Annotated in this window: 14 protein-coding genes; 2 read left to right on the plus strand and 12 right to left on the minus strand. The window is 40.9% G+C overall.

The window, feature by feature from the left end:
• The first annotated feature begins 22 nt into the window (after positions 1-22).
• Positions 23-217: a 50S ribosomal protein L35 gene (rpmI, locus tag GYA54_00565; GenBank protein NMC51207.1), complete on the plus strand. Its 195-nt coding sequence runs from the start codon at positions 23-25 to the stop codon at positions 215-217.
• An 8-nt stretch (positions 218-225) separates the two neighbouring features.
• Positions 226-570, plus strand: coding sequence for a 50S ribosomal protein L20 (rplT, locus tag GYA54_00570; protein NMC51208.1), 345 nt, complete (start codon positions 226-228; stop codon positions 568-570).
• A gap of 56 nt (positions 571-626) precedes the next feature.
• On the opposite strand, the gene GYA54_00575 is transcribed toward rplT, so the two are convergent.
• The 12 genes from GYA54_00575 to GYA54_00630 all read right to left on the minus strand — a co-directional run.
• Positions 627-1,334 (minus strand): thioredoxin domain-containing protein, encoded by a 708-nt coding sequence (locus tag GYA54_00575; protein NMC51209.1) that lies wholly within the window; start codon positions 1,332-1,334, stop codon positions 627-629.
• A 3-nt stretch (positions 1,335-1,337) separates the two neighbouring features.
• The gene (locus tag GYA54_00580; GenBank protein NMC51210.1) at positions 1,338-2,612 is read right to left on the minus strand and encodes a hypothetical protein; all 1,275 of its coding nucleotides are present in this window, start codon (positions 2,610-2,612) and stop codon (positions 1,338-1,340) included.
• Positions 2,613-2,616: 4 nt separating this feature from the next.
• Positions 2,617-3,204: a hypothetical protein gene (locus GYA54_00585; protein NMC51211.1), complete on the minus strand. Its 588-nt coding sequence runs from the start codon at positions 3,202-3,204 to the stop codon at positions 2,617-2,619.
• A 20-nt stretch (positions 3,205-3,224) separates the two neighbouring features.
• Complete coding sequence (locus GYA54_00590) at positions 3,225-5,039, minus strand: DUF87 domain-containing protein (GenBank protein ID NMC51212.1); 1,815 nt, start codon at positions 5,037-5,039, stop codon at positions 3,225-3,227.
• Positions 5,040-5,187: 148 nt separating this feature from the next.
• Positions 5,188-5,856 carry a hypothetical protein gene (locus GYA54_00595; GenBank protein ID NMC51213.1) on the minus strand — a complete coding sequence of 223 codons (669 nt, stop codon included), beginning with the start codon at positions 5,854-5,856 and terminating at the stop codon, positions 5,188-5,190.
• Between the two features lie 46 nt (positions 5,857-5,902).
• Entirely contained in the window at positions 5,903-6,331 is a 429-nt protein-coding gene (locus GYA54_00600) for a hypothetical protein (protein NMC51214.1), read from the minus strand.
• Between the two features lie 96 nt (positions 6,332-6,427).
• On the minus strand, positions 6,428-7,444 hold the full coding sequence (locus tag GYA54_00605) for a hypothetical protein (protein ID NMC51215.1): 1,017 nt from the start codon (positions 7,442-7,444) through the stop codon (positions 6,428-6,430).
• 212 nt (positions 7,445-7,656) lie between these two features.
• Positions 7,657-8,931, minus strand: a complete 1,275-nt coding sequence (locus GYA54_00610) for a hypothetical protein (GenBank protein NMC51216.1) — start codon at positions 8,929-8,931, stop codon at positions 7,657-7,659.
• A 31-nt stretch (positions 8,932-8,962) separates the two neighbouring features.
• Complete coding sequence (locus GYA54_00615; GenBank protein NMC51217.1) at positions 8,963-11,341, minus strand: hypothetical protein; 2,379 nt, start codon at positions 11,339-11,341, stop codon at positions 8,963-8,965.
• A 4-nt stretch (positions 11,342-11,345) separates the two neighbouring features.
• On the minus strand, positions 11,346-12,257 hold the full coding sequence (locus GYA54_00620; protein ID NMC51218.1) for a hypothetical protein: 912 nt from the start codon (positions 12,255-12,257) through the stop codon (positions 11,346-11,348).
• Between the two features lie 124 nt (positions 12,258-12,381).
• Positions 12,382-13,023, minus strand: a complete 642-nt coding sequence (locus GYA54_00625; GenBank protein NMC51219.1) for a hypothetical protein — start codon at positions 13,021-13,023, stop codon at positions 12,382-12,384.
• 130 nt (positions 13,024-13,153) lie between these two features.
• Positions 13,154-15,656: hypothetical protein (locus GYA54_00630; protein NMC51220.1), on the minus strand; the 2,503-nt coding region annotated here is incomplete at its 5' end.

The raw sequence follows: 15,656 nt of genomic DNA on the forward strand, positions 1-15,656 counted from the left end.
TTTTATTAATTATTATACAAATATGGCCAAACAAAAAACCATCAAATCTCTTTCCAAGCGCTTCAAGTTGACCAAGAATGGTAAAATTATAAAACCCAAAGATAGCCGCAATCATTTTAATGCCAAATCTTCCGGCCAGAAAAAAAGAAACCGCAAAGTTGATTTGACATTGGCGGAAACTGATGCTAAGGTTATCAGGAAAATTATCCAATATTAATAAACAATATGCCAAGAGTCAAAAGAGGTGTTATCCACAATAAAAAAAGAGCACGTATCCTAAAATTAACAAAGGGCTACCGCTGGGGCAGAAAAAGTCTCATAAAACAAGCTATCACAGCCAGCCACTTAGCTGGCGCCCACGCTTTTGTCGACCGGCGCAAGAAAAAAAGAGTCAACCGGGCTCTTTGGCAAACCAAGATAAACGCTGCTCTCAAAAAAGAAGGTCTTTCCTATTCTAAGTTTATCTACTCTCTAAAAGCAAAAAATATTGAGCTCGACCGCAAAGTTTTATCCGCGCTGGCTGAAAAAAATCCTGAAATATTCCAAAAAATTGTTACTTTTTGCAAATAGTTGTTGTTCACAAAAAACTGCCCCGGGGTTACCCCGGGGCAGTTTTAATTTCTTTATTATTTTAATCTACTCTCAATTATCCCTTGCAGCTCCTCTTCGCTCAAGGCATAATTGTATACGCCATTACCAATAATCAGATAGGGGGTTGCGTCTACTCCCACTTTCTGTCCGTCTTCCAATCCTCCCCCTATCAGGTGGGCTGTCTCCTTACCATCTAAACATTTATTAAAAACGGACAAATCCAAATTTAGTTCCAAGGCAATCTTATTGTAAATCTCCCTAGATAAATCAGCTTGAGTTTCGAATAAATAGTCATGATATTCCCAAAACTTACCCTGGTTCTGAGCACAACGAGCAGCCATCGCCGCCGTCTTAGCTTCTGTATGTATAGGATTGGGGAAATCCTTCCAAACAAAAGCAACCCTTTCCCTATAGTCTGGCAAAACGACCTCTAAAACTTTTTTCATAGCCAGACAATATTGGCACTGAAAGTCTCCAAATTCAATAATTTTTAACTCCGCCTCGCTCGGACCAATTGTGGGATCCGTTTCTCTAATCAAACTCTCGTAAAAATCTTCGCTTTTTGTTATTAGCGGGTCTGAAACTGATTTGTTTATTTGTGGCACTTGGCTGACAGGCGCCTCAACACTGCCCCCTTCGATACCAGCATCCTTTATCCTACCAGCTATAGACAATAAAACAAAAAAACCCACCAGGGCCAAAACTGAAAAAATAACAAATAGAAAAACTTTATTTTTACCCATATTTTATTTCAATTTCATATAATAAACCTTGCCAGTAAAGTTATCCCAAAAATACAATTTACTATTGTCGTCACTCACAAATAAACGCTGGGCCTGAAACTTTTCTAAATTCGCTGACAATGTTGGGTAAGCAATCATTTTACTTATCCCTGTTTCCAAATTTATTTGATAAAAAACGTCTTCACTTGTATTTAATAGTTCCGGATAAAGACCCGCCCCCTCTGGCAAATTAATTGGCACGGCACAATACACTATTTTATTATCATTACTAAAAGTGCACTTTTCCGACCAGGTCGTGATACCAAGATTAAAATTATTCTGCCCAGAGATATTGCTTCCTATATCCACCGTCCACAACATAGGATTATTATTGTTTTCCGAAGTTACTATATTATAAATTATCCTATCACCTTTGGGTGACCAAATACCACTAAAATTATGGCCGTCAACAACAAACGACTTAAAATTTTCTCCACTAAGACCTACTGGAAAAATTTCTTCCTTTTCCAATCCTATCGGTTTCCTATAGAGAGCTACCATTTGATTGTTGGGGGACCAGGCCACTTCAACCTTATCACCCTGATCGCCAATTGGCTCTATCGCTTCAGCCTTACTGTTTATTGTGTCAGACACAACCAACCAATTATCATCAGCATTGCCGCTAGTAAATTTATAAACAATATTGTTCGAACTTGGGTCAAAAGATGGGTCTTCCATCCCCCTCGGCAAAGTTGCCGTTTTGTTAGTAACAAAATCATAACTTATTGTTGCCCCATCAGGATATTGCAAAATCACCCTGTCGCCATCGGGCGACCAAATTACCTTATCGACAAAAGGAAATTCTTCTTGCGACAAAGGTAAAACTTCTCCATTGCTAGAAATAAAATAAAATTTATTATCCTTTGTACTCAAATAATTAAAGCCATTACTTATCTTTGCCAAACCCCTAACTTCACCATCGATAAACCCGCTTACTTTGGTTAATGACCCCCTAGCCACGTCATCAATCTCTATCTGCGCACCATCAGTATCTCCTTCACCTTGCCCCCCGGTAGTTATGCTCCCTGGTAATTTTCCCCCTAGTCCTTGAATGTTTATCCCCCCGCTTCCTCCTGCACCTGGTAAATTTCCCCCACCGACCGGCTGATTATCCCCAGGCGTCACTTCACCAGTAGACCTAATAAAGACAAGCCAAATAATGCCATAAATCATGGCCACACTTATGGCGAATAAAAATATTGCCAATAAAATCCTTTTATAGTCCAAAGTCGGTAACATAAAATTATTTCCAGTTTATACTGTCAACTTTCCATGAACCTGCATCTTTTATTAAATAAACTTCAACTTGCTGATTGTAATCTACCTCCTGTTCGTTTTCAACTTTTGTTCTCCTTGTTTGTGCGCTTATCTTTGCTTTATTTTCATCAAAATCAACCAGTTCTATCTGAGCGACTTTGGTGGTTATTTTCTCTCCCACGCTTTGTCCGCTGTTTCTTTTTATAAAATCATTAGACCAGTTTATCATCTTTTCTGTCATCATGGGTTGTAGGTCTATTATGTTCTGAAAATTTGCCTCCGGTGAATAAGAACCGATCATTTCTACAAAAAACCTAGCCAGATTCAAAGCGTCTACTTCACTCTGGCTAGCATTATTCCGGTTGGTCTCAATTTGCGGCTGGTTGTCCGCCCCACCACCATCAGCAATATCATCCCCTTCCGGCAACTGACCAGCATTATTAACGGCTGGCTGGTTTGTAATTAAATGTCCATTATTGTCCCCCGTCTTACTGAAAAACATAAAATAAAAAACTCCGCCCGCGCCCAGCACCACGACTAACAAAATTATTAATAAAATTTTTTTATTTAACATATTTTTTGTTTAAATTATAATCATCCACCGCTGCTACTTTGTTGTTCTTGATCAAACTCTTCTTTCGCCTCCTGAATCTCCAGTAACTGTCTCGGGTCAGTTGTGATGATCTGATCCTCGGCATAAGAAGCAACTATTTTTATAGCTACATGCTTTGAGCCGGCAAAAAATATTCCTTCACCTACACCCGACTCCAAGAGCAGATATCTTTCTCCCTGAGTCAACATAAAAGTCTCTGCTACTGAATCAATTGCCGCTGTTGATTGACGAAGTAAAAGCTGAAGAGCTGAATTTGTCACGATTGATTTGCCATATGGTGAACCCAAAAAATCGCTCACATCTTGAGTGATGGTGGTCAAGCCCAAATAATATTTCCGGCATCTCTTTGCCAAAGCATGAATAAATTTAGCGCTGTCCTCATACTGCAAAAGCCACCAAGCTTCATCAACCACCAATATCCTTTTTTTCATCTCGCTTCTTACTAAATTCCAAATATAATTAACAATTGTATAAATGGCTATTGGCCTGAGTTCATCCTCCAGGTCTCTGACTGAAAAGACCACCAATTGATTATTTACATCAATATTTGTTCTGGCGTCTATCAAGCCAGAAAATGTCCCCCTAGTATATTTCTCAAGCCTCTTAGCCATATCTGCCCCGCCCTCAAAACCCTCCAGTATCGCTTGCAAATCGGACATTACCGGTGGCGTTATTTGAGACAAATCTGATGAAGCTGTAATATCATTCTTGGCATAAGTTTCAATAATAGCCCTATCTAAAATCGAGTCTTCTTCGTGGCTCAATTCTCCAATCATCAACCGAACCAACCCCTTTAGGGTTATTACTGCTGAACGAATCAAGTCACTGGCCTTATTTTCTTCGTCAGCTCTCTTGGGAAGATCAAACGGATTTATCCGACTATCAGAATTTAAAGATATATTAATATAAACACCACCTACTGCCTCTGATAAATATTTATATTCTCTTTCCGGATCGATAATAATAACGTCAGTTCCCTGCATCAAAGAGCGCAACACTTCCAGTTTTATCGCATAACTTTTGCCGGCTCCCGAGGTGGCGAAAACCACAAAATTAGCATTCTGCATAGAAAAACGGTCAAACAATATCAAACTATTATTATGCCTGTTTATCCCATACAAAATCCCGTCATCACTTGTCAACTCTGATGAGGTAAAGGGAAAAGTCGAAGCAATGGGTGAAGTGTTTAGGTTGGCGTAAACCTGCACCCAATCTTTTGCTAAAGGTAGGGTAGTATTAAAGCCCTGTTCTGTCTGCCAAGACGCCCTCCTAGTGTAAACCATTTTTGAACCTATATTTATCTCCAATGTTTCCACCGCCTCTTCCAATTCTTTTAGGCTATCGGCATAAACGGTCACATAAAGCCCAAATTGAAAAAAATGCTCAATACCCTGAGTCAAATCATCTCTCAATTTTTCAATATCCTGGTAAGCTGTCTCCTGGAGCGGGTCACGCGCTGCTCCCTTTTCTTTATCTGCAATGAGTTGAGCTCCAATATTGCCAAGTTTCTTTTTTAGTTGTTTTAAGACAATTGCTGAAGAGATAGGAAAAAAATACATTGCTATATCCATGGCCATGCTGGCATTAATCACCGAATCAAACCAACCCACAGATATATATCTAGGATACGTAGTCACAAAAAGAGTCGTGGCAAATTTGCCATTTAACTCCAAATGTCTCGCATCTATCTTCATCGAAGACGGCGCTATGAGATCGCGTAGACCCACCACCCCCTGACGATAAACCCTCTCCGCTTCCAGAGCCTCTCTTTCTTGCCGCCCCTTCAACTCTTCCATCTCTTCCTGCTCCCTCAATGATGGCTGCTTCGCCTCATCTTCGACCGCTGTTTGTTTGATTTCTCCCGGATTAAACATAAATTAAATTACTATATAATTTTATATTCTTAATTCTTAATTCTTAATTCCTAAATCATAAATCTCTTCTCTACTCCACCTGCAATTTGCCGACCTCGGCCATTTTCTGCTGATCTGATATGTCTGGATTATAAGTATTATAAAAAAGCTCTATCAAACTTTGAGTGTCCAGCTGCTGGCTATTTATCATCATGCCCTGCAAACCACTCTGTACGGTTTCTACTCTTCTGTCGATCTCCTGCCTATACTTCAAAAATTTCTCTTTTCTCATATTAACGATCTGTACCGCTTGAAAAGAATTAAAAAATTTAGTCACCAAGCCCTGCTTTTTCATTCCCTCTTGGGGGTTATATGGCACCACTACATAAAATTTCTTTGACATTATATCACCAAGCTCAACCAACTGTTTTATATATTGTCCGTATTCTCTTATTTGTATCTTTAATAATTCATTGGTCTGTTCCTTCTCTTTAATTTTTAATTTAGCTAAATAACCCTCTATATTCAATTTACGCGACTGCACCACAATCTGTACCGGAAAACTCAAAGAATTTATAAAAGAAATATACCCCTGTATTATTGCGTTCTGCTCCTCACCAGATTTTAAATCAAAATTTACCGAAGCCACCAAAAGTATGGCTACCAGTGTATTGTCTTTCATTATCACCAAATCATCATGAACTTCCGCTATGTCTATATAATTCTGTGTTGGTGTTTTTGGTCTCGCATTTTTCATCATATTTTTACACCCATTTTATTATTTATTTTTAAATCATAAATCTTCTTTATCCTTTATACCTCCCGCCAGTGTCAACTATCAAGGCCAACTCTGACAAATGATTGAAAAGCATCGTTTTCCGGCTTGGCAGAAAATCAGTCTTCACCTCTTTTGTTGCCTCCCTTTTTCTTTGATTAATAATTTCTGCAATTGAAACTCTTTTATACCACACTCTGGCTCTCGGCCTCCTCATCGCCTCCACTACGCTCTTCATGAAATCATAAAAATTCCTACCTTGAATCTTTATAAAACCAAAAACTATTATAAAAATAATTACCAAAAAAGCAACCAAGGCCCACGAAGCATCGTCTAAAACTTTTCTGGCAACAAAAACGATTATCCCCCCTATCACCATCATAATAAACTGCCTGGTGGTAATCGGGCCGATAATCCTGTCCTCTACATCAATAAATTGTGGTGCGACAAACTGTTCCATATTTTTTATGTAATTTATTCCGAGCAAAGTCGGGGTACACCGTCTAAATCCGCACGGACCTTAATTCACGCTATCCGAATAATTTTTCGCCTATGCCTAATAAATCAACCTGCTATTCAAATCAGCGATGGCATTAAATTCCTCCGGCAACAAAAAACTCTGGCCACTCGCTTTCCTCTCATTTATCACCTGCTCAACCGGTTTCTTTTCCGCCATACTGATCGCCCCAATGGTCAAATAAAGCCGACAAATTTCCGACTGACGCCATGCCCTTATGCCCTCATCTTTTTTTATGAGCGATTCATCCTCAAGCAAATTTATTTTTTGCCATATCCGTCCGGCCGCCTCCATTGGATTTGCCCCCAATTTTCTAAAATCTTTCAGGGTCAAATTTTGTATTTCTTCTACCGGCCCAGTAATAATATGTCGGTAATACTGCTCTTCTCCTCCACCTTCTCCATATTTCACCCCAAAATCCCTAGGTGGCTCTTCTCTTTTAGGCTCTGGCCTGACCGGCTCTTCTTTTATTTTAGCTGGTTCTGGCTTGCTTTCCTCTTTTACCTCCGACAATGTCCCCGTTACTCCAGTCCGAATCACCTCTTCTACTTTTACTCTCTGTTTCTCTACCAAAGTCAATAAAATATCAATCTCTCTTTTTCCTAACGGCTTACTCCTCATAATCAAAGGACTCGCCAAGGCCTCTTTTGCCTCCGCCAGCGTCCTAATATCTTTCAGTCTGGAAAAAATTATTTTCCTCACCGGCTCGTCTTGACCAGCCACCGTTATTACCCCTGCGTCTATCGCTACTCGGATGATTCCCTCGACTGTTTTATCTATAAATTCTCTAATCCTCCTATTTTTCTCTTCTGATTCCCTACTTTTTAGGTCGCGTATTTCTTTCTCGTCATCGACCGCAAAATAAAAATTGGCTGTTGCCCGCCTTTCTGCCGGAGTGGTATTGGGCACGACCGGATCTTTTTTTACTAGCACTTCTTTTTTTTCTTTGGCGACTATATCGTCCGTTAAATCCTGCAATTGACCATTTTTGAGCAACTTAAAAACTCCATCTTTTGTTTTGACCACTATACCGTCTTGTAAACTACTATTGAGCATGAATATTACTTTAATCTCTTTTAAGTATAGCAAAAATAATCATTAACCACCAAAAAATATTAATAACTCTTTGAATATCAAAATTCTAATTTCCAATCAAGCCAAAAGTTAAAAAACTCCGTTGATTCAATCGCCCTTCGATTGAATCAGGGCTTTTTTGCCATTTGAATTTTGGATTTAATTTAACATTGGAAATTTAGATTTGGGAATTATTATATGTTCCACCGGAACTCTCCTGTCTCCATATCACCATAAGCCAAGGCCTTATACACCAATTCCCCGGCTTCTCTGGCCAAGTTGGCCGTCAAAATACCCAGCATCGCCGCCTCCTCTGGCTTCATTTTTAATCTGCCCTCTAAAATATATTTCAAAAATCTTGCCAAATCGCGACCATTGGCCGGATCTTTGTCAAACCCTGATTTATCCAAATTATTTTTCACCAAATAATCACTCCAAAATTTTACAAACCTTTCATCGCCGGCAAAAGCCTCTTTCAACTTTCCATTCTCTGCCAAAAGGAACAACGCCGCCACTGCCTCTTCTGCTTTCAAAGCATTCACTGCCTGATAAAAATAACTCCGGCTATTTTTTACCTCTTCCAACTTCTGTTCGTGCAACTTTTCTCTTATGGCCAAAGCTTTGACCATCAAACCGCTCTTGATAAAATTATCCACTTTTACTCTTAACTCCTGATTTTGACTTAACATTTTTTCAGCTGTTTTCTCCACTTCTTTTTTCTGCCCGCTGCCCTGTTCGCTCCCTCCGGCGACTCTAATTTTAGTCAGCTTACCCTCATTCGCAATATAGGTTTCTCCGTCTATCAAAACTATCTCCACCCCATCATCGCCACCAAATTCGCCGGAACGACGCTTCAGATATTCATAAAAATCGATCAATCTTTCCACTTTTTCTTTGTCTTCTTTGACCAGCCTGTTGATCAAATCATTCTGGAAAAAATATTGTGCCTTTAGCATCACCTGGTCCATGCCCTGATTATCGTTTTTGAATCTCAAATAATCCTTAACCCAATTGGCGACTGTCCCCATCTCTTTACCTAACCGCCCAACGGTTAAAAGCTCTTTATTGCTAGCAATGACGTTCAAAAGCCGGTCTTTGGTTGCCACTACTGCTTCATAAGGCCAATCCACGAAACGTTTTTTGAAAAAACCTTTCAAGCTCCCAGTCTCGGAGTTTATCTTTAAATAATCAACCAAGTGCTCCCGCGCGATACTCGCCAATTCCTCCTCCTTGAGATAAGGTATGGCCCAAAATCGCAACTCTTGTATCAATTGCAAATATCTCTGTCTTTGATCCACATCCCCCATCCCCAAGATATCTTGTCTGATTTTTATCATTGACAAATAAATATCATTGGCTGCCCGGTGGTCCGCCTCATCCTCTATTCTCCTCACTTCCTCGGACAGCTGTTGCCAGCCACCCTGACTCATAAAAAAATCTTTATTTATGTTTTTAAAATCAAATCCCATATTAAATATTTATTTATCTCTCGGCCACTGCCTATATTTTTGTGTTTTCTTCATCTTCCTCATCCTCCTCGTCATCATCGGGGTTCGCCGCATCAGAAGATCCACCACCCATTGGACTAGAGCCGAGCGGCCGCTTGCTCGCTTCCTTCATCCTTGAGGCCAATACTGATAAATTCGGACCAGTACCACTAGGGCCACTACCAGTTGGACCAGTACCTTGACCACCCCCACCTCTTCTGCCGCCATAACCACCAGCCGGGCCACCTGTCGGACCAGTACCACTAGGGCCACTACCAGTTGGACCAGTACCTTGACCACCCCCACCTTGGCCGCCGCGTTGTCTTTTGTAACCGGTTGAATTAAAATATTCCAAAGACTCCAAAGCACTAATAGCCAAATCATATTCTCTTGGCTCTATTTCTCCGTTTTGAAGCGCCGCCCTCAACCCATTTTCTAAAAATCCACGCCCAGCCGGCGAAACTGCCCACTCCCTTGTTTTTTTCTTCGAGGAGCCAGGGTTCGCTATATATTGAGCAGCATCAATAGTAAAACGCTTGGCTCCTCCCTCCTCAAATTCATTAGTCGGATTTCCATGTTCATCAACTTTTACATATCGATTCGGGTTGGCTACCCTTATACTGATGTTCCCCGTCCCTTCCTCCGCTATAGCAATCCCCTCACGTACCCTTTCGTCCCTATCGTCGACCAAAACTATTTGGGCTTTTCCATCCTTGAACTGTGCTCCATATCTTGTATATTGTATGCTACCATTTTCTTGAGATATTCTTTGAGCCCTTGAACCAATCTCGTCCGCGTACTTCTGATCGTGGGGTATAAGTCTTCTAAATAATTGTTCAAAATTCTCATTGTTCAAAGCTTCCCCAAAAATATCTGCGTGTGCTGTGGCCAACTCTCCTTGTTTTGCCAATTCCAAAAGAGATGCTGCTACCGCCGGCGCGTCGCTGTTGTCTTTCAACGTAAATTGACCATTTTTTTTAATTAACTTTGATTTTATCTGCGCAATCTGCATCTTTGGGTTATTGGCCCCGGGCATACTGCTCATTTCTTCTCTTTCTTTTCTCTCCTTCTCGGCTCGATAGCCCCTATAGGCCTTACCCGCATCTTCTTTTGCTGCCAATTTATCTGTCATGCCGGCAGTAACCGCCCCATAAAGGCGCTTTTCCTTACGTTCGCTTCTGTCTGCCCATGCTTTTTTCCAAATAGATGGCCTTAGAGATATTCTCTTATTTTCATCCCGACCTCCCTGCAATTTCAAAAAACCCCTGTCAGCCGCCCTACCCAAACCCAAGGCTGAACTCTTGAGCATCTTTTTACCGCCCTGTTGCAGTTTCCCTGCCATCTCTCCTGCAAATTTACCACCAGCCGCTCCCATTTGAGAGGCCATCATGAGAGACGTCACCAACAATCCTATCACCACTATAAAATTTAATATTCCATCAACCGTGCTTATACTTGAAGCAAAAGCCTGAAACTGTACTGGCGTTGTTTGATTACTAACTAAAATTGGCTCCGTCGAATTTTTCAAAACATTCATAATCAAAAACGACAACCACAAAAAGAAAGCTACCACCGGCCCACTAAACAACTGTTTTGTAACCATGTTCCAAATCTGGGATGAAAATTTGTCACCCGATGGGATCACCGGTAATACAAAAAGTAAGGGCGATACTATAATTGCCACCCATAATATTACGATACGACCCACAAAATAAACGACCAAAGCTACTATTATTGCCACGGTGACCACCAAAACCACAATACCGAGCAAAAGAGAAGACAAAACCGACAAAGCAGCATCATCCCCCCCTGCCCCCATAATAGACAAATCTCCCATCCTCAAAGATAACATCTTGTCAATTCCAATAGCGCTAACCAGATTTCCAGCCGCTATCTGCTCAAAACCATGAACAAAGGTTAAAGTAATAACTTGACTAATGTCTATCAAAAAGCCGATCAACATCTTTGAAAAGTTGACCGCCACGGCCGCCAATATCAATTTTGGTAAAAGCTTTTTGTAACTGTAAGTTTCTAAATTAAAAAGCGTACCCACTCCAATAGCCAAAATCCCCAAAACCACAAACATATTGGCTAGATCTCGGACAACCGTCCAGCCTATTGTCACCCCCTGTTGATCCAAAAAACTATTATATTTTGCCACCGTGACCAAAGCTATTATCAAAAGAGAGGTCAATTTGCCCAAAAAGTGTATTGGCCAGTATAAAACAGTACTAACGATAGTATAGATAGTTGATGTCCCAAAATCATATAGCCAGCCCAAAACTCCACTTGCCGCAAAAACACCCCTTGGCACCAAAAAAAACATCAAAGCCAAAGAAAAAACAAATAAACTTATATTTCTAATTTTTGATTTTTTAAACATCCTAAACATAATACTAATAACAATGGACTATATTATAACTGCCGACCACAGTATCTTCATCTTTTATGCTTATACTATTTCTTGTTTTTGTTATATTATAACCGCCAGCTGGATCTATAACACATATTTGGCTATCACCGCAATAGGTGCCCACATATAAAAAATCATCGACTACACCATTCCAAAAAAATATCCACCCACAAACAGCCTTACCGCCCAAGGCGCCCACCTTCCCCTCCCTAATCCTTATATCATTTTCATGAAGTAAATCTTTTGGACTATACCCATAAGTTTTTACGCCCTCCAAAAGAGCCAAGCTATAACTCTTGATACAAGTGTCTGTATTGCCACTAAAACACAACCCATCATCACAAACTGCTCCCTTACAAAAACTTGTTGATGACCCCTCTAAATTATATTTAACGCCGCACTTCGCAGTCTCGCCCAATATACCTCCAGCCAACTTAGTTGTCTTTGAACAATAGCTCTCCCCCCCAGGAGCATCTTGTCCTGTAATAGTGCCCCATTGATTTATGTCCAAACTAAACTTTGTCAAATCAGGATTGATCAAGTTTAATATCAAATATGATGACAACATTAGGGCCAGCCCAGCTAGAGCTGAGAGTATTGTCACCTTGGCTATTGAAATTTTGGAAGGATTACCGCCAGCTACCAACCACTGAAATCCCCCATACATCATCATAATAACCGCCAAAATCCCCACCACGGAAATAAAAAAATTATAAATCCGCTGGACATAATCCGGAAATCCACTAACGCAAAAATCATTTTGGCCACCAGGCACCGGTATCGGCACCTGCAAAGCAATATAACCACTTTGACATTCATAAGCCAAGGCTATTTTGGGCAAAACGAAAAACGCCAAAACCATCATTAAAACTATTATTGTTACCCTCTTCGACATTTTTGTTTTTATAAAAAATTTAATCATCAAAAATTATTTAATATTTACCCCGTCTACACTTTCTTCCCCCTCCTGCTCAATGGGAGAGCTTTGAAAGTCTTGGGGACTTTTAAGTGAGTAAGGATTATTCATTCTGCTGACTTTTGAACTTCAGATATGCCACCGTTATTGACCAGGTCGGCAAAAATCCCAAAATTGGTATTGCCTCCAAAACCGCCGGCCCGATACTCTTTAAAAACCTGGCAGGCTTTCGCACGCCCGTACCCAATAAAATGAAAAGAATGGCTCCGAAAATTAAATCTATAATCCAATCTGCTCCTGATAATGCCTCCACTGTGGCTATATCCAGCAAGTCTTTGGCAATCGCCACCACCAATGCTAGTGTCCAAGCTCCTTCACTGCGCTCGGTTGTTTTAAATTTTTTGTCATTCTTGCCCAAAACCCCTCTAAACTTATCACGTGTCTCTTTGTCCGCCAATTTTCCTGCTTCCCTGCCAATCGCTCCGGCATTGGCCCCCAAGTTACCCCTTACCATATTCTGTCTTGTTCGATCTTCCAAAAATTTCTTATCATATTCCTGTTTCCAATTTTGTTCTCTCTCTGCCGTTCTCTCTCCCCCAAAAGCAGACAACCTCCCACCCATACCCTGAACCGCCGTACGGTTGGACAAACTAGCCTTAGCCCTCTCGTCAAATTTTTCCTGTCTTGTTTTTTTTATTGCGCTTAAGTCCAACTTTCTCAGCTTCTTCTGTACTTCTCCAACCATATTTTTCTTGATTAATATTTTTCTTTTATCTTTTATTTGCACTTTACCTTGCTAATACTCCTCCCACTTTTGCCTTTTTACTTTTTAGCCAAAGGCGAACCCACTCCTGGCGAAAATTTTCCCTTATTAATTATTTCACTACCATGTTAACTTTGACCTCCTTTGTCTTTAATGTGCAAACGCCCGCTATCCCGCATTCACTGCTTTGAGTACAAACAAAGCCTATATTTGCTCCAGCTGTACATGTACCATTGGTCATGTCCTGGACTTCTATAATCACACTATAATTATTTGGTGGCATGGTAGATTTATTCAAAATTTCCAAATCTACTAATTTTGAATTACCGGCCGCAGTAGTCACTATCTCTCCCCTCTTTACACTCATTGTCGCCGCGTTTCTAGTAGAAGACATGAGCAGCGTCAAAAAATTTGGCACCGTCGATACCACTGATCTTATATCGCTTATCCTCCACATCAAATCTTTGTCACCTGAATTTTTTACTATAAATGTTTGTTTGCTCGGCAAACTGGCCGAATCATAATTCAATGTGTCCGGTGCCACTTCCATTATTGCCCCCGTCTCTACCACCTGCTCTTTCTCGTAGACCTTGATCGTCCCGGCATATTGCTTCCAAGCGCTAGCGCTACTACAATCTCCGTCATTGCACCTACCCCAATTATCTTCCACTTGCACCTCTGGCTTAAACTCACAATAGCCTTTACCGCTAGGATCACATTCTGGATCATATTTATAATAATGCACCAAAATATGAGGATTACTCACATCTCGGCCAGAAATACTCAACCCCGACTCGGTGGTTTGATTCCCGTCATCCCAATCTACTGTATAGCGGACCAATGGCTTCTGATTCTCATCTATCCACGAACCAAAATACAAAGTCACTGCGCCCGCCTTGGTCCGGAGAACCTCATCTTCGTTGCCCATGGCGCCCGCATACATAAAAGGCACCTTGGGATTTATTCCTACCCCGGTCGAATCCCAGCCACTAGAGACTTTTATATATTTCCACCTGCCAGAATCAGTATCATATTTCCAATCCCAAATACCATAAGACCTTACAAACAACTCTTTTATTTGTTTCTCTCCCTTGTTTTGTATCATCAAAGAATTTATCTCTTGCCAACTTTTTTTACCAGTATTATTAAAACCAACGCATTCACCATAAACAGAGCTCCCTTCTATCATACCACAGTCCTGCCTGCCATTTGGACAATTCGCACCCACCTTGCCAGAAACGCACACTGCTGGCCCAAAATTATTATTCCCAACCACAAATTGAGGACCGCTAGGGTCTATCCCCTTACTAGACAAAGTGCAGACACAACTTGGATTTCTCGCATCAGCTAAGCCCTCACCGCACAATTTACATGGTTCATAAGTATCTGGGAAAACCCCCTCAGACACCTCTTCTACGCAATAAAAATCACCCCCGGTACTTATCCTCATACAAAGCGCCCCTTTATACCCAGTCCCATCGGACCACATGCCATATTTTGTTTCACAATAATTATTTCTAGCCGAAAAAATTAACCCATTAAATTCTGTGCTGTCTGCGCACTTAAATCTCTCTGGATATCTTGGTGCACACTTGCCAGCCGCATCAACTCCGACATCCGCCGCTTTTAGACACTGACCGCTATCCCAATCAGTACCTGTCCCCGACGATGATTTGTTTAAAATACCATAAGGCGTCCCAGCTCTCACCTGATATGGAGCAATAAATCCACTACTAGCATCAGGCGGCTCTACCAAAAGCGGCCCCCCCAAAATATCGCCCCAAGCTGTCGGATCCCAGCTCGGCTCTGGCACCAAAGACGACCCATAAGGTGTATAATCCTGGCCTTTTGTGTACCCCGGCCAATATTCCGGTGCATTGGTAATTGTTTGACTATTTATCCTTTCTATCCTCGGCACCGCATTGCCATCATAATCCACCACCTGCGCTATTTTCATACACGGCTCCCGCAAATAATAATATATATGAAATCTCATATACTCTGTGTCTTCTCCAGAATCGTCCTTCCCATCAACATATAATTCTTCTAGCCCATTCATTTTATCAAAGACAAATTTTACAAAAATTTTATCTTCAGTCCAGCTCCCAACTGGTTGGAATGTCCACGTCACCTTACCAGTGGTCCCGCCCCCAATCTCCTCCCTCTTGTACTCATATGTTGCACCGTTATCAAGATCCAACTGTGTACCAAATTTAGACTGATCAATATAAACATCATTAATTGGGTTGTTATGAGCTGCTATTCTATGAAGTTGGATATAAGCAATCTCATATTCTTTTATCCCATATTCAGCATGAACGCCACTTTTTAATGATATCTTCCTGTCTGCGTCAGAACTCCAACTCTGTTTACAAAAATAAAAAGCATAATCATCGCCATAGGATGGGCCATCATCATCACAGTCCTGGCTCTCTCGCTTCTGGTATTTTGTACTAATTTTATATTTATCACTGGTTGAGAGTGAGCCAGTCCGACTATAGTTACCTGCTGCCTCCAGACAATAATACAATGGCTTCCTGCCCGTATATCCTATAGCAGTCGGGTCCTTGTAAAATATATTCGATTCTCCATTAATAATATCCACTGGCCACCAC

It is taken from the genome of Candidatus Kuenenbacteria bacterium (assembly GCA_012797775.1).
Lineage (GTDB): Bacteria > Patescibacteriota > Patescibacteriia > UBA2196 > GWA2-42-15 > JAAZMX01.